At 63.1% G+C, this 18,776-nt stretch carries 21 protein-coding genes; 16 read left to right on the top strand and 5 right to left on the bottom strand.

From position 1 onward, the window contains the following. The first annotated feature begins 130 nt into the window (after positions 1-130). The 4 genes from NR193_RS02640 to NR193_RS02655 all read left to right on the top strand — a co-directional run bounded on the left by NR193_RS02640 (position 131) and on the right by NR193_RS02655 (position 2,946). On the top strand, positions 131-739 hold the full coding sequence (locus NR193_RS02640; protein ID WP_256749341.1) for a cupin domain-containing protein: 609 nt from the start codon (positions 131-133) through the stop codon (positions 737-739). After that, positions 729-1,814 carry an ABC transporter ATP-binding protein gene (locus tag NR193_RS02645; protein ID WP_256749342.1) on the top strand — a complete coding sequence of 362 codons (1,086 nt, stop codon included), beginning with the start codon at positions 729-731 and terminating at the stop codon, positions 1,812-1,814. Before NR193_RS02640 ends, NR193_RS02645 begins: the two co-directional genes overlap by 11 nt. 207 nt (positions 1,815-2,021) lie before the next feature. Further along, positions 2,022-2,375 carry a SnoaL-like domain-containing protein gene (locus NR193_RS02650; RefSeq protein WP_256749343.1) on the top strand — a complete coding sequence of 118 codons (354 nt, stop codon included), beginning with the start codon at positions 2,022-2,024 and terminating at the stop codon, positions 2,373-2,375. Positions 2,376-2,598: 223 nt separating this feature from the next. Continuing rightward, entirely contained in the window at positions 2,599-2,946 is a 348-nt protein-coding gene (locus NR193_RS02655) for an ArsC family reductase (protein ID WP_256749344.1), read from the top strand. 60 nt (positions 2,947-3,006) lie between these two features. On the opposite strand, the gene NR193_RS02660 is transcribed toward NR193_RS02655, so the two are convergent. The 3 genes from NR193_RS02660 to NR193_RS02670 all read right to left on the bottom strand — a co-directional run bounded on the left by NR193_RS02660 (position 3,007) and on the right by NR193_RS02670 (position 5,641). Further along, a complete protein-coding gene (locus NR193_RS02660; RefSeq protein WP_256749345.1) occupies positions 3,007-3,360 on the bottom strand; it encodes a DUF488 domain-containing protein in 354 nt (117 codons plus the stop codon). A 25-nt stretch (positions 3,361-3,385) separates the two neighbouring features. Beyond that, positions 3,386-4,642, bottom strand: coding sequence for an aminopeptidase (locus NR193_RS02665; RefSeq protein ID WP_256749346.1), 1,257 nt, complete (start codon positions 4,640-4,642; stop codon positions 3,386-3,388). An 84-nt stretch (positions 4,643-4,726) separates the two neighbouring features. Next, positions 4,727-5,641 (bottom strand): LysR substrate-binding domain-containing protein, encoded by a 915-nt coding sequence (locus NR193_RS02670; RefSeq protein WP_256749347.1) that lies wholly within the window; start codon positions 5,639-5,641, stop codon positions 4,727-4,729. A 96-nt stretch (positions 5,642-5,737) separates the two neighbouring features. Between NR193_RS02670 and NR193_RS02675 the strand changes: the two genes are divergently transcribed. The 3 genes from NR193_RS02675 to sbmA all read left to right on the top strand — a co-directional run bounded on the left by NR193_RS02675 (position 5,738) and on the right by sbmA (position 8,614). Next, positions 5,738-5,962: a hypothetical protein gene (locus tag NR193_RS02675; RefSeq protein WP_256749348.1), complete on the top strand. Its 225-nt coding sequence runs from the start codon at positions 5,738-5,740 to the stop codon at positions 5,960-5,962. A gap of 118 nt (positions 5,963-6,080) precedes the next feature. After that, positions 6,081-7,241, top strand: a complete 1,161-nt coding sequence (locus tag NR193_RS02680; RefSeq protein ID WP_256749349.1) for a YbfB/YjiJ family MFS transporter — start codon at positions 6,081-6,083, stop codon at positions 7,239-7,241. 113 nt (positions 7,242-7,354) lie between these two features. Continuing rightward, positions 7,355-8,614 carry a peptide antibiotic transporter SbmA gene (gene sbmA, locus NR193_RS02685; RefSeq protein ID WP_256749350.1) on the top strand — a complete coding sequence of 420 codons (1,260 nt, stop codon included), beginning with the start codon at positions 7,355-7,357 and terminating at the stop codon, positions 8,612-8,614. Between the two features lie 39 nt (positions 8,615-8,653). On the opposite strand, the gene NR193_RS02690 is transcribed toward sbmA, so the two are convergent. Continuing rightward, positions 8,654-9,661 (bottom strand): polysaccharide deacetylase, encoded by a 1,008-nt coding sequence (locus tag NR193_RS02690; RefSeq protein WP_256749351.1) that lies wholly within the window; start codon positions 9,659-9,661, stop codon positions 8,654-8,656. Between the two features lie 197 nt (positions 9,662-9,858). On the opposite strand from NR193_RS02690, the gene NR193_RS02695 reads away from it, so the two are divergent. Next, entirely contained in the window at positions 9,859-10,524 is a 666-nt protein-coding gene (locus tag NR193_RS02695) for a tetratricopeptide repeat protein (RefSeq protein WP_256749352.1), read from the top strand. Positions 10,525-10,587: 63 nt separating this feature from the next. Further along, the gene (gene der, locus NR193_RS02700; protein WP_256749353.1) at positions 10,588-12,027 is read left to right on the top strand and encodes a ribosome biogenesis GTPase Der; all 1,440 of its coding nucleotides are present in this window, start codon (positions 10,588-10,590) and stop codon (positions 12,025-12,027) included. A 30-nt stretch (positions 12,028-12,057) separates the two neighbouring features. On the opposite strand, the gene NR193_RS02705 is transcribed toward der, so the two are convergent. After that, a complete protein-coding gene (locus NR193_RS02705) occupies positions 12,058-12,981 on the bottom strand; it encodes a LysR substrate-binding domain-containing protein (protein WP_256749354.1) in 924 nt (307 codons plus the stop codon). A gap of 121 nt (positions 12,982-13,102) precedes the next feature. Here NR193_RS02705 and NR193_RS02710 point away from each other — a divergent pair, with 121 nt between their 5' ends. The 7 genes from NR193_RS02710 to NR193_RS02740 all read left to right on the top strand — a co-directional run bounded on the left by NR193_RS02710 (position 13,103) and on the right by NR193_RS02740 (position 18,701). Beyond that, positions 13,103-14,401, top strand: coding sequence for an MFS transporter (locus NR193_RS02710; protein WP_256749355.1), 1,299 nt, complete (start codon positions 13,103-13,105; stop codon positions 14,399-14,401). A 134-nt stretch (positions 14,402-14,535) separates the two neighbouring features. Beyond that, complete coding sequence (locus NR193_RS02715; RefSeq protein ID WP_256749356.1) at positions 14,536-15,720, top strand: cell wall hydrolase; 1,185 nt, start codon at positions 14,536-14,538, stop codon at positions 15,718-15,720. A gap of 255 nt (positions 15,721-15,975) precedes the next feature. After that, on the top strand, positions 15,976-16,383 hold the full coding sequence (locus NR193_RS02720) for an AtpZ/AtpI family protein (protein ID WP_256749357.1): 408 nt from the start codon (positions 15,976-15,978) through the stop codon (positions 16,381-16,383). A gap of 86 nt (positions 16,384-16,469) precedes the next feature. Next, entirely contained in the window at positions 16,470-17,228 is a 759-nt protein-coding gene (locus tag NR193_RS02725; protein ID WP_256749358.1) for a F0F1 ATP synthase subunit A, read from the top strand. A 69-nt stretch (positions 17,229-17,297) separates the two neighbouring features. Next, positions 17,298-17,522, top strand: coding sequence for a F0F1 ATP synthase subunit C (locus tag NR193_RS02730; RefSeq protein ID WP_006206606.1), 225 nt, complete (start codon positions 17,298-17,300; stop codon positions 17,520-17,522). Between the two features lie 78 nt (positions 17,523-17,600). After that, positions 17,601-18,200 (top strand): F0F1 ATP synthase subunit B, encoded by a 600-nt coding sequence (locus NR193_RS02735; RefSeq protein ID WP_256749359.1) that lies wholly within the window; start codon positions 17,601-17,603, stop codon positions 18,198-18,200. 9 nt (positions 18,201-18,209) lie between these two features. After that, positions 18,210-18,701 carry a F0F1 ATP synthase subunit B gene (locus tag NR193_RS02740; protein WP_256749360.1) on the top strand — a complete coding sequence of 164 codons (492 nt, stop codon included), beginning with the start codon at positions 18,210-18,212 and terminating at the stop codon, positions 18,699-18,701. Positions 18,702-18,776: the final 75 nt, after the last annotated feature.

Here is an 18,776-nt window from a genome sequence, read left to right on the forward strand (position 1 = left end):
TCCCTTCTCCCCGTCACTATACGGGGAGAAGGTGCCGGCAGGCGGATGAGGGGCGGCGCTGACGTCCGGGTAAGGGGAGTCCAATCCTGAGGCCGGCTCGGGCCGCAAATACTGCAACGAGGACGTGTGCATGGATGTTCTGGATGAACCGACTGAAAGGCCGAAGGACGATGCCGACGTGCGGGTCGGCCGGCGCGTGCGCGCGCTGCGGCTCGAGCGCAACTTGTCGCTGGCTGACCTTGCCGCCAGGGCAGGCGTGTCGATCGGCGCGCTCAGCCAGATCGAGCGCGGCATGTCCTCGCTGCGCGTCAAGGTGATCTGGCCGCTCGCCGCCGCGCTCGACATCGAGCCATCGGCATTGATCGCCGACGGCAACGATGCGGTCAGCGATCTCTATTGCGTGCGCGCCAACAGCCGCCGCGCCATTCCCGTCAAGTCGGAAGGCATTGCCAAGGCGCTGCTGTCGCCGCCGGGTGCAACGTTGACCGGCATGCTGGTGACGGTGGAAGCCAGTGGCGGCACCGCCGAGGCGTATGCGCATGCCGGGCATGAATTCGGCCTCGTCCTGTCGGGCGAGGTTGAACTGGTGGTGGATTCCACAAACTACGTGCTGAAGAGCGGCGACAGTTTTGCGTTCAAGAGCACGCTTTTGCATGCTTTCCGCAATCCTGGCAGTGAGCGCTGCCAGATCCTCTGGGTCAACACCACGAAACCGTCCGAGGTTCGCGATGGCGCCTGATCCTCTCGTTCGCCTACAGGCGGTCTCGAAGGTTTTTCCCGGCGGCATCGTCGGGCTCGACGCCGTCGATCTCGACATCGTCCGTGGCGAGTTTCTCACCCTTCTCGGTCCGTCCGGCTGCGGCAAGACCACCAGCCTGCGGGTCATCGCCGGCTTCGAAAGTCCGTCGAGCGGCAAGGTGTTGCTCGACGGCCGCGACATCACCGCGCTTCGGCCCTTCGACCGACCGGTCAACACCGTGTTCCAGGATTATGCGCTGTTTCCGCACATGAACGTCGCCGAAAATGTCGGCTTCGGCCTGTCCTTGCGAAAACTGTCCGGCGCCGAGCAGGCAAAACGCGTCGGCGAAGCGCTCGATATGGTCGGTCTCGCCGACAAGCTTGGCGCCCGCGTGTCCGAATTGTCGGGCGGCCAGCGCCAGCGCGTCGCACTTGCCCGTGCCATCGTCTGCGAACCGCGCGTGCTGCTGCTCGACGAGCCGCTGTCGGCGCTCGACGCGCATCTGCGCGAACAGATGCAGGTCGAACTGAAGCGGCTGCAGTCCAGGCTTGGCACCACCTTCGTCATGGTCACCCACGACCAGACCGAAGCACTGTCGATCTCCGACCGCATCGTCGTCATGAACAAGGGCCGCATCGAGCAGATTGCGCCGCCGGCGACGCTCTATGACCGGCCCGCCACCACATTCGTCGCCAGCTTCATCGGCACGATGAACCTGTTGCAGTCGCGCTTTGTCGGCCGCGACGGCGAGCGCTTGCGGTTCGCCGCCGGCGCTCTGCCGCTGGAAGCCATGCCGGAAAATGACGAGGCACCGAGCGCGGGCGCAATGCGCATCATAGGCGTGCGTCCAGAGGATCTCCTGGCGACGACCGAAGCCACGGCCGGCACGGCGCCGGCGCGCGTCAACAGCATCGTCTTTCACGGCCGCACCCTGCGCCTGCATGCCGAACTCGGGCAGGGCGTCCCGATCGTCATCGACGCGCCCCGCCAGGCCGAGGGGTTTCAATTCAGCGTCGGCGACGTGGCGTACATCAGTCTGCGCCGAGGCGCCAACTGCCCAGTGCTGTCGAACTGATCTCGACTTCATCTTCCTGAAAAACCGGAGCACTGCCCACGAGCAATCACCAGCACGATGCCGTGGCCGCGATGTGAGGACCTGAAATCGTCCTCACATATCTCCCTCCATCGTCCTGACACGGATTGTCAGCTATCGACCGGCCCGACGATGGCAGATCAGCAATCGGTCGCCTACTTCAAACCAGTCCGAACAGGAGGAACACAAATGACCACAGCGGAAATTGCCAGGGATTTCACCGAACTCCTCAAGCAGGGTGATCACAACGGTGCTGCTGAAAAATACAATGCCGAGGACATCGCCAGCTACGAAGCCATGGAGGGACCGATGGCCGTCAGCCACGGCAAGGAGGCCCTCAGGCAGAAAAGCCAATGGTGGCAGGAAAACCACGAGGTCCATGGCGGCTCGGTCGAGGGACCCTATGTCAACGGCGACCAGTTCGCGGTGCGCTTCACATTCGACATAACGCCCAAGGCCACCGGCCAGCGTGTGACCATGGACGAGGTTGGCCTCTACACGGTCAAGAACGGCAAGATCACCGAAGAACGCTTCTACTATTGAGCCCGGAAATAGCCGGTTTTCCGGAGTCTGCGCTCTTCACCGCAAGCTTCAAGAGTGGGCACGGGCGGCCGGGGCAATGCCCTGGCCGCCGTGTGAGAGAGGATCAAATCGTCTTCACATACTCTGCAAGCACATAACCAAAAGGACGCTGGTGAGGCTGCTGGCAAAGCGCGCAGCTCATCCGTAATCTGCCGCCAGATTCGAAGTCCGAAGGGCCACTGTTTTGACGATCACCATGTACGGCATCACCAACTGCGACACGATCAAGAAGGCGCGCGTCTGGCTGGAGAGCCATGACGTGCCCTATCGTTTCCATGACTATCGCGCAGAAGGAATCGAGGCGGGCAAGCTGAATGGCTGGGTCGGCAAGGTCGGGTGGGAAAAACTGCTCAACAAGGGCAGCACCACATTCCGCGAACTGCCGGAGGCAGACAAGCAATCGCTCGACGAACAGAAGGCCAAGGCGCTGATGCTGGCCAAGCCGACCATGATCAAGCGGCCGGTGCTGGAGGTCGGTGACAGTATTCTCGTCGGCTTCAAGCCGGATGTTTATGACCAGGCGGTGAAGTAGGCGCTGTGCACCCGGCTTCGTCGTCCTCCGGGGCGACCCAGAGGCTGACGGCGGGGAAGGTCACTCCCTCCGCAGATACGCCGCCAGCGCCACCGCATTGTTGTGCGCTTCGTCATGGGCGCTATAGAGCAATGTCACCTTGCCGTGATGGAGCAGGCCGCGCAGTCGCGCCACCGCCTCGCCATTCCCGTCCAGTTCGACACGATACCGTTTCTGAAACTCAGCCCAGCGTTCGGGCTTGTGCCCGAACCACTTGCGCAATTCGGCGCTCGGCGCGACCTCCTTCAGCCACAGCTCCAGCGCGGCATGCTCCTTGCTGACCCCGCGCGGCCAGACGCGGTCGACCAGCACCCGGTGGCCATCGGCTTTTTCGGGTGCCGCATAGACGCGCTTGACCGCGATCGCGAAGGCCATCAAAGCCCTCCTTCATGCAATCCCGTCAGGCCCACTCGCCCTTGCGCATGACAGGCACGCGGGCACCGTCCTTGTGGACGCCGTCGATGTCGATCCTGTCCGAACCGATCATCCAGTCGATGTGGATGAAGCTCTTGTTGCCGCCTCGCGCCGCGATCTCGTCCTGGCTGAGCGATGCGCCATTGACGAAGCACTTCGAATAGCACTGGCCAAGCGCGATGTGGCAGGCGGCGTTCTCGTCGAACAGCGTGTTGAAGAACAACAGGCCGCTCGCTGAGATCGGCGAGGAATGCGGCACCAGCGCCACTTCGCCGAGACGGCGCGCGCCCTCGTCGGTGTCGAGCACCTTCTTCAGCACGTCTTCGCCTTTCGAAGCCTTGGCCTCGACGATCCTGCCTTCCTCGAAACGCACCGAGATCTCGTCGATCAGCGTGCCCTGGTAGGAAAGCGGCTTGGTCGAGGAGACATGGCCCTCGACGCGCCTTGCATGCGGCGTGGTGAAGACTTCCTCGGTCGGGATGTTGGGATTGCAGGTGATGCCGTTCTTGGCGGTCGAGGCGCCGCCCATCCATTCATGGCCGTCCGCCAGCCCGACAGTCAGGTCGGTGCCGGGTCCGGTGAAGTGCAGCGCGTGGAAATTGTGACCATTGAGCCATTCGGTGCGGCCGCGAAGCGCGGCATTGTGGGCCTTCCAGTTGCCGATCGGGTCCTCCACATCCACCCGCGAGGCGGCAAAGATGGCGTCGGCGAGCTTCGCCACCGCAACATCGTCGGCATCGCCCGGGAAGACCTGCTTGGCCCAGGCGAGGTCTGGATAGGCGACGATGTTCCAGTTGATGTCGAAGCCGGTGATCTTTTCCAGCGCCGGCTGGTAGGCCATCGAATTCGCCTTGTTGGCGCGAGCCACTTTCGCCGGGTCCTGCGCCGACAACAGCGACGGATCCTCGCCGCGTACGGCAAGCCGCGCCGCATTGTTGGAAAAGGCTTTCGCCATGCCTTCATAAAGCCAGCCGGCGGCACGGTCGAAGCTGGCATCGGCGCCGAAACGGTAGCGCGCCAGCGTCATCTCATCGTCGTTGAAGATCGGCGTCACAAGGCCGGCGCCGGCCTTGTAGGCATGCTCGACGATCCGCCTGGTCAGCGGCAGTGCTGCGATCGATGATGTCAGCACCAGATCCTGTCCGGGTTGCAATTGCAGCCCGACCTTGATGGCGACCTCCGCCAGCCTGTCGAGCTTCACCGGGTCGATCGATGCGGAAACGCCGCGCGAATGTGTGGTCATGATCCTGCCTGCCGTGATGTTTTGATCTGGTCTTACATAGACCGCAGTCCGCATCCTTTCCACCGCGATTGCGCTGGTCCAGACCTAGGCCGCGCTTTCAAGCGACCTGAACTGCGCCATCGTCGCCTCGATCTCCTCGCGGACCCAGATCTTGAAATCCCTGACCTTGCGGCTTTCGCTCCTGGTGGCGGAGGTCACCATCCAGTAGCCGAGCCCGCTCTGGGCGCGGATTCCGAAAGGCGCCACGAGCCGCCCGTCCGCCAGGGCATCGGCGGTCAGCAGTTGCCAGCCCAGCATCACGCCATGGCCGGCAATCGCCGATTCCAGGCACAGCATCGGGTCGGTGAAACGCGCCCCCTTCAGGAAGGTGACCGGTGGAACACCAGCCGCCTCGAACCAGCTTTCCCAGTTGATCATCGCCCGCTCGTCGGTGATCGCGCAGGTCTGGGCAAGGTCCTCGACCGATTTCAGTTTTTTAGCGATGACAGGCGCGCAGACCGGGAAGACCTCCTGCGCCAGAAGCAGTTCCGCCCGGCCGCCCGGCCATTTGCCGTCGCCGAGCCGGATGGCGATGTCGATGTCGGAGTGATCGAGATCGGCGAGCCGCACCGAGGCGTCGATGCGCAGCAGCACGTTGGGATGCCGCGCGAAGTGACGCGACAGCCTGGGCAGCAGCCATTTCGAGGCAAAGGCCGGTGCCACTGAAACTACCAATGTGCATTGCGTCGCCTCGTCGGCCAGCGCCACGGCCTGGGCAAGCTCGCGAAACCCCGCGCCGAGGCGGGCCGCGAAGACGGCGCCGAATTCGGTCAGCACGAGACCACTCGCCGTCCGCTCGAACAGCGCCTGGCCGAGCTGCTTTTCGGTGCGGCTGATCTGCTGGCTGACGGCGCTGACGGAAACGGCGAGCTCGCCGGCCGCCGCGGCAAGCGAGCCCAGACGGGCAACGGTTTCGACAGCGCGAAGGCCGTTGAGATGGACGCGATTGAGCATGGCCATTTGAGTTTTTCTAAACCGATCCGGCTGAAATCTCAATTGAAAGACATATCGAAACGGCAGACTTTATCGGCGGGAGACAGGCCCACGGAGCCGGAAATGCTGAGGATGTTGTCGTCGCTGAAGGTCTTGTTCGCCGCGAATACGCCGCATGAGCCGTGCCGTGAAAGCGAGACGCAGGGATGGCTGATCGATCCGCTTTCGCACCCCGTGCTGAACACCATGTCGGAGCGCGAGCTTGGTGATGTGCCGTTCAGGCTGACGGCGCGGCGGACCGTGCACGAAACGGCTTCGTTGCGCACCGGCTCCGGTGGACGCTGCTGAGCGGACGCCAGGCGTTCCAGCTTAAGCAAAAGTCGAGGCGATCGCACCGCCTCGCGGTTGCACTGGCCCAACAAAAGGCGGATTGTCTCACCGGCTCGCGCACTTATTGTGCGCTGCAATGATATCGCCCACCTCGACAGCGCTGCGCTACGCTTTCGCCGGCATGATTGCCCTGGCCGTCGCCATGGGCATCGGCCGCTTCGTCTATACACCGATCCTGCCCGGCATGATGGAAGAGCTCCACCTGTCGCCGGCCGATGCCGGCTGGATCGCGTCCGCCAACTATCTCGGCTATCTCGTCGGCGCGCTGGCGGCGGCGGGCGGCTGGGCGCATGGGCGCGAACGCCTGCTGATGCTGGCGGGTCTCGGCGCCAGCACTGTCCTGGCCGCACTGATGGGGCTGACTGACGCGATGGTCGCATTTCTCGTCATCCGCTTTCTTGCCGGTCTGGCCAGTGCCTTTGTCATGGTGTTCATGGCCAGCATCGTTTTCAGCCATATCGCCGCTGTCGGTCGCGGCGATCTGCAGGCCTGGCATTTTGGTGGCGTTGGCCTTGGCATCGCGGTATCCGCGGCGATGATGGCGGTCCTGGTCACCGAACATGCCGGCTGGGCGGCGGGCTGGCTGTGGTCGGCGGCGATTTCGGCTTGTGGCTTTGTGGTCGTGGCGCTGTTGGCGGATGAGGGCCCGCTCGCCAACGGCGAAGCCGGGCGTGAGCCGGCTCTGCCGAAGGACCGGTCGCTCCTGAAGATCGTTGTCGCCTACGGCCTGTTTGGTTTTGGCTATGTGGTGACGGCGACATTCCTGGTCGCCATCGTCCGGCAAGGCGGCGGCAGCCGCGTCTTCGAGGCTGTCGTGTGGATGGTCGCCGGCCTTGCCGGCTTTCCCTCGACCTTGTTCTGGCAGAAAATCGCCGCGCGGGTCGGACTCTATGTCGCCTATGCGCTGGCATGCTTCGTCGAAGCTGTCGGCGTTACCGCCAGCGTGGCACTCGGTGGATATGCTGGACCGCTGCTTGGCGGCCTGCTGCTCGGCATCACTTTCATTGCCATCACCGCGCTTGGCCTGCAGGCCGCACGGCAACTGGCGCCAATGGCGCCACGCCGGATCTTTGCGGTGATGACGGCCTCCTTCGGACTTGGCCAGATCATCGGTCCGGTTGCCGCTGGGTTTCTGGCGCAGGCGTCAGGTGATTTCTTCCTCGCCTCGATTGTCGCGGCCGGCGCTCTTGTCGTTTCCGGCGCCATCACATGGTCGGCTGCGCCAAAATCGCCATGATTGTGGTTTTGCTCGGTACAGGGCATCGGGCAGGCATTTGCTTTCCCCCTAATGTGTGACTTTATGCCCGCTGATATCAGCTGATTTGCGCACCGACCGAGGAATCCGCCACAGTGTTCGTATCCTTCTTCCCGCAGCCGAAGCTGTTCTTCTCTTCGGCCGCCATCTGGAGCCTTGCGGCAATCCTGTTCTGGTTTTTCGGCGGCGAGCAGTTGGGCGCCCTGTTCGGGCTGCCGCCGGCCGCCGCCGACGCGCCGCCCATCATCGGCATCGCCGTGCTCGTATCGAAGCCGTTTCTCTGGTTCTATCTCTACTTCGTGTTTTGCGTGGCCGTCTTCTATGCGTTCTGGAGCTGGTACTCTCCGCATCCATGGCAGCGCTGGTCGATCCTGATGACGGCGGTCATCCTGTTCTTCATTTATTTCAACGTGCAGGTCAGTGTCGCCGTCAACGCCTGGTACGGGCCTTTCTTCGACTATGTACAGGGGCTGATGTCGGGGACTGGAAAATCGACCAACGGAGAGTTTTACATCGGATTGGCCGACTTTTCGTGGCTCGCGTTGGTCGGCATGAATGTGCAGGTGGTCAATGCCTTCATCGTCAGCCACTGGATCTTCCGCTGGCGCACGGCGATGAACAATTACTTCGTCGAGAACTGGGGCAGGCTGCGCCATATCGAAGGCGCCTCGCAGCGCATCCAGGAAGACACGATGCGCTTTTCGCAGATCATGGAGGATCTGGGGTCCAGTTTCGTCCAGTCGATCATGACCTTGATCGCATTCCTGCCGGTCATGATCCAGTTGCAGGCCCATATCACCGAGTTGCCGATCATCGGCTCGATCCCGCAGCCATTGGTTGTCGCAGCACTGGCCTGGTGTCTGTTCGGAACGATCTCGGTGATGATTGCCGGCCTGAAACTTCCCGGGCTGCAGTTCCGCAACCAGCGTGTCGAAGCCGCCTATCGCAAGGAACTGGTCTACGGTGAGGATCATGCGGACAGGGCGCAGCCGGCCACCACCGCCGAGCTGTTCGCGAATGTTCGTCACAACTATTTCAGGCTCTATTTCCACTACATCTATTTCAACGTTGTCCGTTACACCTACCTGCAGGCGGACAACATTTTCTCGCTGCTGATCCTGGGTCCGTCGCTGGTTGCGCACAAGATCACGTTCGGCGCGCTGAACCAGATCTCGAACGCATTCGGCAAGGTGACGGGTTCGTTGCAGTTTCTGCTCACCTCCTGGTCGACGATCGTCGAACTTCAGTCGGTTCACAAACGCCTGCGCGCCTTCGAAGCGACGCTGCAAGGGGAGCCGCTGCCGGATATCGACCAGCGCTACCTGGCAAGGCAGAGCGCCGAGGATCCGGCCTGATAGAGACCGAGGTTTTGGAAATCGAACCGGATTGGCGGCTCAGCCGCCCACGAGTGCCTGTTTCTGGCCGCCATCCTGCCGCGAAACATAGTCGCGAAAGCTGATGCACTCGACGTCGGCCCTGACGCAGACCTCACCGGCAAAACGCTCCAACGCGCTCCAATAGGCGCCGTCATTCATCAGCGTGAAGTGGAAGCCGAGTTCCAGCGGAATACGCTTGCCCGCATATTCCTTGTCGAAGGCGGCGCGAAACGCCTGATAGGTTCGGTCGGCAAACTCGTTCGCCTTGCCCGGCCGTTCGAAACCGCCCGAATGCCGGACATAAAGATTGTAGTCCATGGCGATCACCGGCCTTGATTTCGGCCCTTCCGGGATCTGCGGCAGGGAAAAGCGGGTGATGCCGCCAACGGTCGCGGGCCGGGCAGGGCCCTGCGAGACGCCGCTGGCGTCGAATTGATAGCCGGCAGCCGGCAGTGCTTCGTAGAGAGCCTTGTTCGCCGACAGGTATGGGGCGCGAAACCCGGCCACCGCATGACGCGCGAAATCACGCCAGCCCTTGGGTTCGGGCGCGATGCCGTTGATCGCGTAGGCGTTCTCGAGAATGTGTTTGAACGAGGCGAACTCGCTGAGCCAGTCGGCCTTGCTCCAGTCCTTGCCGTCGAAATGGCCGCAGCCATGGCTGGCGATGTCGTGACCTTCCGAGGCGGCAAGCCCGATCTGCTCGAGCCGCTCGGCGACTTCCTGCTTGGACGCGGCAAAGCCGATGTTCGATTTGCCCGCCGTTTTGCCCGGCGCGGTGTATTCCGTGCGTGTCTCCGGCGACAGCAGGAACACGCAGGACAGAAAATAGGTGAAATGCGCGCCGGTGCGCTGTGCCAGCGCCCGGCTGCGTTTCCACTGCGAAATGTCGCGGGCGCTGTCGAACGAGATGATGACGACCTGCTTGGGCTTCGCTGGCATCGGGGGCGCGGGCGGATCGGCCAGGGCCGTACCGACGCCGGCGAGCGAAGCCAGGGAGAACACAACAACGCGGAACGGACGAAGCATCGGCAATCGATCTGGACTCGGGGAAATGTCTGGCAGCCGGCTATCGGGCAAATGTGGCGTGGGTACGGTCGTTCATTTGTGGTCACTTGTCTTGGGATAAGCCGATTTTCCTGCCGAACCCCTTCCATGCCGACAAAATTTCGCTAAAACGCGGGCTCATGAACCGCCCCGCCCCGGGGCAGGAATGGTTTTGATTGATGTCCGACGACAGTTTTATCCGTGAAGTCAACGACGAGATGCGTCGCGACCAGGCGCAGGCGCTGTGGGACCGTTTTGGTCCGGCCTTGCTTGGCCTTGCGATCCTCGTGGTGCTCGGCACCGCCGCCTTCGTCGGCTATCGCTATTGGGACGAGACGCGCGCCAACCGCTCGGGCGATGCGTTCTCGCAGGCGCTGAAGCTTGCCAATGACGGCAAGAACGACGAAGCGCTGTCCGCGCTCGATCAGCTGGAGAAGGATGGCTACGGCGCCTATCCGCTGCTTGCTCGCATGCGCGCCGCGACCGTCAAGGCGGACAAGGGCGATGTCGCCGCCGCCGTCAAGGATTTCGACGATGTCGCCGCCGACACGGCCATTCCCCAGGGCATCCGCGACATGGCGCGGCTGCGGGCAGCACTCCTGCTCGTAGACCATGGCTCCTTCGCCGACGTCTCCAGCCGCGTCGAGGCACTCACATCGGACACCAACACGCTGCGCCACACGGCGCGCGAGGCGCTCGGCCTTGCCGCCTGGAAGGAAGGCAAGACCCAGGACGCGCTGAAGCTGTTCGACCAGATCGCCGCCGATGACGGCGCCCCGCGCAACACCCGCGAGCGGGCAACGCTGATGTCCGAGCTGATCCGCGGCTCGGGCAATGCCTCGTAAATGCATGTCGCCCAAAAGTGTGCAGCGGTTTTGGGACAACGACATGCATGATTGTAGGACCGTATGACCTTCAAAGTCGCCATCATAGGCAGACCTAACGTCGGCAAATCGACTCTTTTCAATCGTCTGGTGGGAAGGAAGCTGGCGCTTGTCGACGACACGCCGGGCGTGACCCGCGATCGCCGTGTCCATGCCGCCAAGCTCTACGACCTGCATTTCGACGTCATCGACACCGCGGGCTTCGAGGACGCCGGCGCCTCGACCTTGCCCGGCCGGATGCGCGCGCAGACCGAGATCGCCATCCGCGAGGCCGACCTGATTTTCTTCACGGTCGACGCCAAATCCGGCCTGATGCCCGATGACAAGACGTTCGCCGAGATCGTGCGCAAGTCCGGCAAGCCGGTCGTGCTGGTCGCCAACAAGGCCGAGGCGAAGGGCGCCCAGGGCGGCATGCTCGAGGCCTGGGAGCTTGGCCTCGGCGAGCCGATCCCGGTCTCGGCCGAGCATGGCCAGGGCATGCCCGATTTGCGCGATGCGGTGATCGGCGCGCTTGGCGAGGCGCGTGCCTTCGGCGAAGACGAGGATGGCGAAGACGAGGAGATCGCCGCCGGCGAGGTGCTGATCGGCGAGGACATCGCCGATCCGGATGCCGAGGATGTGCACACCTACGACGACACCAAGCCGATGCGCATCGCGGTCGTCGGTCGCCCGAACGCCGGCAAGTCGACGCTCATCAACGCGCTGATCGGCGAGGAGCGGCTGCTGACCGGACCGGAAGCCGGCATCACCCGGGATTCGATCTCGGTCGACTGGAACTGGCACGGCCGCCGCCTGAAACTGTTCGACACGGCCGGCATGCGCCGCAAGGCCAGGATTCACGAAAAACTGGAAGTGATGTCGGTGCAGGATGGCTTGCGCGCCATCCGCTTTGCCGAGATCGTTATCATCGTGCTCGATGCCACCATTCCCTTCGAGAAGCAGGACCTGCAGATCGCCGACCTGATCATCCGCGAGGGCCGGGCGCCGGTGATCGCCTTCAACAAATGGGACCTGATCGACAACCCGCAGGAGCTGCTGGCGGAATTGCGCGAGAAGACCGAGCGGCTGCTGCCGCAGGTGCGCGGCCTCCAGGCCGTGCCCGTCTCGGCCGAGACCGGGCGTGGCCTCGACAAGCTGATGGATGCGGTGCTGAGGACCCACAAGGTGTGGAACAGCCGCGTCTCGACCGGCAAGCTCAACCGCTGGCTGGAAGGCATCCTGGCGCATCATCCGCCGCCCGCCGTTGCCGGGCGCCGGCTGAAGGTCAAGTATGTCACCCAGGCCAAGACGCGGCCGCCGGGTTTCGTTGTCCAGTGCTCGCGCCCGGATGCGATGCCGCAATCCTATGTCCGCTATCTCTCCAACAGCCTGCGCGAGGCCTTCGACATGCCGGGCGTGCCGATCCGCATCGCGCTGCGCACCTCCGACAATCCGTTCGCCGGCAGGGCAAAGAAACGCAACTGAGCCCGTCGGCGCCCGACTGGCGCTGCATGATCACGCCACGTTACGCAAACCGTTATCGTTAGCCCTGGCATTTTCGGGCAGCGCCTGCCGCGCCGCTTCCAGCAATATGTCGGCAAGGCGTGCCGCCACCGGCTCGGGTTCGGCGTCCTTGCGATGCAGGAACAGCGCCATTTTTGGCAATGCCGGCAGCCCGGCGATCTCAGGCGTCATTGCGCTGACGCTGGCCGGCAGGCCGATGTCGGTGCGGATCGTCAACCCCAGTCCCGCGGCGACGGCCGCCCAGATGCCGCCAAGGCTAGGGCTGGAGAAGGCCATCCGCCAGGACAGCCCGGCGCGGTCGAGCGTCTCTGTTGCCACCGTGCGCAAAAGGCATGGCGCTTCGAGCGCCACCAGCGGCAGTGGCTCGCCGTCGCGCAGGCTGGTCTCGATGCGCTTTGCCGGGCCGATCCAGCGCATCTGCACATCGGCGACGTGCCGGCTGTAAGGCAGCGTCTCGCCACTGTGCCAGGCGAGCGCGATGTCGAGATTGCCTGAGGTGACGCGCTCGGCGAGTTCGTAGCTGCGCGCGATCCTGGCCTCGATCTTGACCTTGGGGTGGGTGCGGGCAAACCGGCCGAGCACGTCAGGCAGCACCGCCTCGCCGAAATCCTCCTGCAGCCCGAGCCGCACCCAGCCTTCCAGATCGACGTCATGAAGGGCCGCCGCTGCCTCGTCATTCAATTCGAGCAGCCGGCGCGCATAGCCGAGCATGGTCTCTCCCGCCTCCGTCAAGGCGAGGCCGCGTCCTGACTTGCGGAAAATCGGTGTCGCCGCCTGTTCTTCGAGTTTCTTCAACTGGGCGCTGACCGCCGAGGTCGACCGGCCAAGCCGGTCGGCGGCCTTGGCAAAACTGCCGAGCTCCATGCCGGCGACGAAACTGCGGAGAACGTCGAGATCGAATGTCACGCGTCGCATCAGAAACCATCCCATTTTTCGGAATCATATGTACGAAACTTCCTGATTTTAAGGACGGATTTATGGCGATAGAAAGAGCCCGTCAAGGTCCAGGCCGCTGGTCCAAAACGGGAAAATAATCATGTCCGCCATCGTCCATTGCACCGACCGACAGTCGTCTGAACTCCTGAAAGATGGTCCTGCCAGCCCTGCCGGTAGGGTGTTCAGCCCCGGACATCGCTGGAAGGTTCTGGGCCTAGGCGTTGCCGCGAACGCCAGTTTCTCGGCCACTTTTTCCGGCATACCAGCAACGGCGGTCGTGCTTCGCCAGGGCTATCACCTGGGCAATGCCGAGCTCGGCATGGCGCTCGGCGTTCTCGGGTTGGGTGTTGCGCTCAGTGAACTCCCCTGGGGCTTGCTCACCGACCGCTGGGGCGATCGCCGTGTGCTTCTGATCGGGCTCGGCGCGACGGCGGCCTGGCTCTTCGTCATGGCGATGCTCGTTGTCCCGACAAGGACCAGTATTCCCACCGTCACGCTCCTGTCGGCCAGCCTGCTCCTCACGGGATTGCTGGGGGGCAGCGTCAACGGTTCGAGCGGCCGCGCCATCATGGCGTGGTTTCGAGAAAGCGAACGCGGCTTCGCCATGAGCATCCGGCAAACGGCCGTGCCGCTTGGCGGCGGCATCGGCGCGCTTGTTCTGCCTTCGCTTGCCCTGGCTTTCGGCTTTGCCGCGGTGTTCGGGCTCCTGGCGGCAGCATCCGCTCTGTCCGCCCTGTTCGCCTGGTGCTGGCTGCATGAGCCGCCGATGCAGGGCGAGGGCCAGCCCGGCTCGGCGGTCGTGGCCGGGCCGCCGCCGCTGCGCAACATCGAGGTCTGGCGTATCGCCACCGCCATCGGCCTGCTCTGTTTTCCACAGGTGGCGGTGCTCACCTTCGCATCGGTGTTCCTGCACGACTTCGTTGGACTGGGAACGGTGGCGACCAGTGCCAGCCTCGCCGCCGTTCAGATCGGCGCCATGGTGATGCGCGTCTGGAGCGGCCGCTTCACCGACCGCCATGGCAACCGCCGCCAGTTTCTTCGGTCTTGCAGTGCGATCAGCGCGCTTGCCTTCGTGGCCCTTTGGCTGCTGGTTCTGGCCACTCCCGCCATGTCAGGCAGCACGTTCCTCCTGATGGCGGTCCTTCCAGTGCTCCTGGTTGTCGCGGGCATCTCGGTCTCTTCCTGGCACGGCGTTGCCTACACCGAGCTTGCCACGCTTGCCGGCGCCGGCCATGTCGGAACCGCGCTCAGCCTTGCCAACAGCTTCGTTTTCGTCGGCTTCTTCCTCGTGCCGGTGGCCATTCCGGGGCTTCTGCACCTCTGGTCATGGCCAGGCGTCTGGCTGTCGGCCGCGATCTGCGCGCTGATCGCCTGGCCGATCTTCCTGCGGCCGGCCTGAGTGCACGTGCCAGCCGCAACACCGCCCACCTCGAGTCGACTCAGAAAACCCGATCGATTCCGTTAACGTCCCATCAAGGTTAATGCATCATTTTGCTCTCCAGTGGGGTCAGTAGCGTTCCTGGAGAGTGTTCCGTGCATCGACGTGTGTTGAAGCGGCTGGTCGCCGCCGCCGGTGAGAGAAAACGCGGCTTTCTGCCTCAGCTCGTCATCGGTCTCGGCATCTGGATCGGCTTCCCGACCGTCGCCGCCTACCAGGACATGACCAGCCTTGTTTCCGGCCTTGAAGCGTCGAGCACGCGCTGGAATTCCTATGTCGAGAAATCCGTTGCCGGCTCGACCCATTCGGCTGAAATGCCCTTTGTCGATTCCGATGTCACCGGCTCCATCTCCGGATCCGGTATCCATCTGGCCGGCGTCGGCAGCGTGTCGTTTCGCGGCAAGGGCGGCAAGGTCAGTGGAACGCCCGACGAGGACCGCGTCGTGCGCGCCGACAAGAAGGGCCGCATCGTCCAGATGTCTCCCGTCGCACCGCCGAAGAACTTCAATGCCGGGTCGATCTTCGAGCGCACCTCCTCCTTGCTGCGCCCCAGCATGGACAGCGGCCTGAAGATGGCTTTCGCCAAACCGCAGATCAAAGGCAAGGAAATCCAGATCGCCGCGGCGTTCCATGCGCGTGAGGACAAGAAGTCGGATCCCGGCGTGCCGGCCATGCTTGCAGCCCTGGTCAACAATGACCATCCCGATGTGCTGGCGACCGCCTATGCGCAGGCCGAGCCGGACTATGCCAAGGCGTCGCCCTTCGAGGCCCTGCTGCAGGACGACAAGCCGAATGACGGCCGCTTCATCCCGCCCATGGCCAAAGGCGACCATTCGTGGATACAGAACCCGCTTCCGGCAAGCGTCTTCTCCAAGCCGGAACAGGCATGTCTTGCCAACGGCATCTATTTCGAGGCGAGGAGCGAATCCGTGCGCGGCCAGGCCGCCGTTGCCCAGGTCATTCTCAATCGCGTCCGCAACCCGGCCTATCCGAATTCGATCTGCGGCGTCGTCTACCAGAACGACAGCTGGTTCAACCGTTGCCAGTTCTCCTTCGCTTGCGACGGCAGGAGGAAGCGCATCGACAGCCCGGCCGCCTACAAGACCGCCCAGGATATCGCCATGGCCGTCACCGCCGGCAAGATCTTCATCCCAGAGGTCGGCTCGTCGACCCACTACTACGCCCAATATGTCCATCCCGGCTGGGCACGCACGATGCAGAAGATGACAAAGATCGGCCTGCATATCTTCTATCGGACCTATGGCGGCGGCTGGAGCTGAGCACCGAACAGTCGTTGATCTTTTCGCGTGGTGCGCGGCCGATCAAAGAGCCATTGCCTGGGGGATTCGTGCCATGCATCCCCGTCATCGCGGCGGGCACGATGTCGCACCTTTCTAAATATTTGATTTTATTGCCTAAAATACATGGCGATGAACTTCCGCCCGTGGCTTGACGGGCGCAAACCCTCTAACTATGTTGCCGGCGACTTTAGAAGCGGACGGACGGTGACGGTCTGACCGGGCAGGGGGGTTGCGATGGCCGATAAAAGCAGGCCAGACGGAACCGGAGAAACCGGCCGCGGCAAGCAGCATGAACCCGACATCCGCGACGACGATCTTGAGCGCCGCCGGCGTGAACTTGAAGCATCGCTTGCGACAAGGCTGCCGAACCGGCTCGAGGGGAAAGACGACGCGAAAGCGGGCAGTGCGGCCGGTTATGGCCAGGCGGTCAAACTCTCCAGCGAATTTATCGCGGGGGTGGTGGTGGGCGCCGGCATCGGCTGGATGATCGACCGTCTGGCGGGAACCTCGCCATGGGGTCTGATCGTGTTCCTGCTGCTTGGCTTTGGCGCCGGTGTGCTCAATGTCATGCGTTCCGCGGGCGTTGTGGCCGAATTCGGACAGGGCGATAAGTCGCGTTCTGACCGGGACGATGGAAAATGACCGCCCTTCAGGCGGCATTTTGGAAATAGCCGCCCTCTATGCGGCAATGGTAATTTGGCCGTACGCGGCATTGACGGGGTTTGAACGTGGCAGCTGACAAGGTCGATCCGATCCACCAGTTCCATATCAACAAGCTGATACCGATCGAGATCGGCGGCTATGACCTGTCGTTCACCAATTCGGCGCTGTTCATGGTCGCCACCGTGGTTGTCGCGGCGGTATTTCTGTTTCTGACGACGTCGAGCCGCAGCCTTGTCCCCGGCCGGCTTCAGTCGATCTCCGAAATGGCCTATGAGTTCGTCGGCAACATGTTGCGCGATGCCGCCGGCACGCAAGGCATGAAGTTCTTCCCGTTCGTGTTCTCGCTGTTCATGTTCGTGCTGGTCGCCAACCTGCTTGGCCTGTTCCCGTATTTCTTCACCGTTACCAGCCACATCATTGTCACCTTCGGCCTCGCCGCCCTGGTGATCGGAACCGTGGTCGTCTACGGCTTCATGAAGCATGGTCTCGGTTTCCTGAAACTGTTCGTGCCGCATGGCGTGCCGGTGTTTCTGCTGCCGCTGGTGGTGCTGATCGAGGTGATCTCCTTCGTGTCGCGTCCGGTCAGCCTCTCGGTTCGTCTGTTCGCCAACATGCTTGCCGGCCACATCACGCTGAAGGTGTTCTCGGGGTTCGTCGTCAGCCTGAGCGCGCTGGGCGCGGTCGGCGTGGCGGGCTCGGTCCTGCCGCTGGCAATGGCGGTGGCGCTGACCGCTCTGGAATTGCTGGTCGCCTTCCTGCAGGCCTACGTCTTTGCCGTCTTGACCTGCATGTATCTCAACGACGCCCTGCATCCCGGGCATTAATCCAAGAGTTTCCGGCATTGGCGCCGGATGGAATCGCAACGGAATTTTAGATCCAAAGGAGTTGAACAAATGGACGCAGAAGCAGCAAAGTACATCGGCGCCGGCATCGCTTGCCTGGGCATGGGTGGCGCGGGCATTGGCCTCGGCAACATCTTCGGCAGCTACCTCGCGGGCGCTCTGCGCAACCCGTCGGCTGCTGATGGCCAGTTCGGCCGTCTGATCTTCGGCTTCGCCGTGACCGAAGCTCTGGGCATCTTCTCGCTTCTCATCGCGCTTCTGGCCCTGTTCGGCTGAGCCCCTCTTTGGCTAAGCCATGAGAAGATTGGACAGGCCAGCCGCGAAAGCGGCGGGCTTGAATTTCGGGGATAGTCCATGTTCGTGACATCTGCCTTCGCGCAAGAGTCCGCGCCTGCCGCCGATACCAGCCACGCTGCGACGGAAGGCGACACGCATTCCGGCACCAGCGTGCCTGCTGAAGCGCACGGCACGTTTCCGCCATTCGATCCTGCGACGTTCCCGTCGCAGCTTCTGTGGCTGGCGATCACTTTCGGGCTGTTCTATCTCTTCCTGAAGCGGGTGGTGATGCCGCGTGTTGGGGGCATCATCGATGTCCGTAACGATCGCATCACGCAGGATCTCGACCAGGCAGCCAAGTTGAAGGGCGAGGCCGACGCCGCTGTTGCTGCTTACGAGCAGGAACTGGCGGAAGCCAAGACCAATGCCAACGCGATCGGCCAGCAGGCCAACGATGCGGCGAAGGCCGAAGCCGAGACCGCACGCAAGAAGGTCGAGGCAGCGCTTGACCAGAAGCTTGGCGAGGCCGAGGCGCGTATTGCTTCCATCAAGGCCAATGCCATGAAGGAGGTCGGCACCATCGCCGAGGACACCGCTTCGGCGATCGTCGAGGCACTGGTCGGCGGCAAGGCCAGCAAGGCCGAGATCGCGGCCGCGGTCAAATCCGTGGCCCGGTAGGAGCGCATCATGGACGCCACATCTCTCGCAACGCTTTGGGCAACGGTAGCCCTCGTCATCTTCCTGGGCGTTGCCGTCTACATCAAGGTGCCTGGCCTGATCGCCAAGGCGCTCGACGCCCGCGCCGCCAGGATCAGCAATGAGCTTGATGAAGCGCGCCGGCTGCGTGAGGAGGCCCAGCAACTGCTTGGCCAGTATCAGCGCAAGCGCAAGGAAGCAGAGCAGGAGGCCGCCGACATCGTCGCGGCTGCCAAGCGTGAAGCCGACATGCTTGCGTCGGATGCGCACAAGAAGACCGAGGATTATGTTGCCCGGCGTACAGCACTTGCCGAGCAGAAGATCGGTCAGGCCGAGCGTGACGCGATCGCTGAAGTCCGCGCCAGCGCCGTCGATATCGCTGTCGAGGCTGCGCGCACCCTGCTGGCCGGCAAGATCGACGCCAAGGCCGGTGCTGACCTCTTCAAGGCATCGCTTGCGGATGTGAAGTCGAAGCTGAACTGAGCTGAAACGTCTGGAAATTTGAGAAAGCCGCCCGGGAAACTTGGCGGCTTTTTTGTTGTGGCTCTCGCTTCGTCA

The sequence above is a fragment of the Mesorhizobium sp. Mes31 genome (assembly GCF_024519675.1).
Taxonomy (GTDB): Bacteria; Pseudomonadota; Alphaproteobacteria; order Rhizobiales; family Rhizobiaceae; genus Mesorhizobium.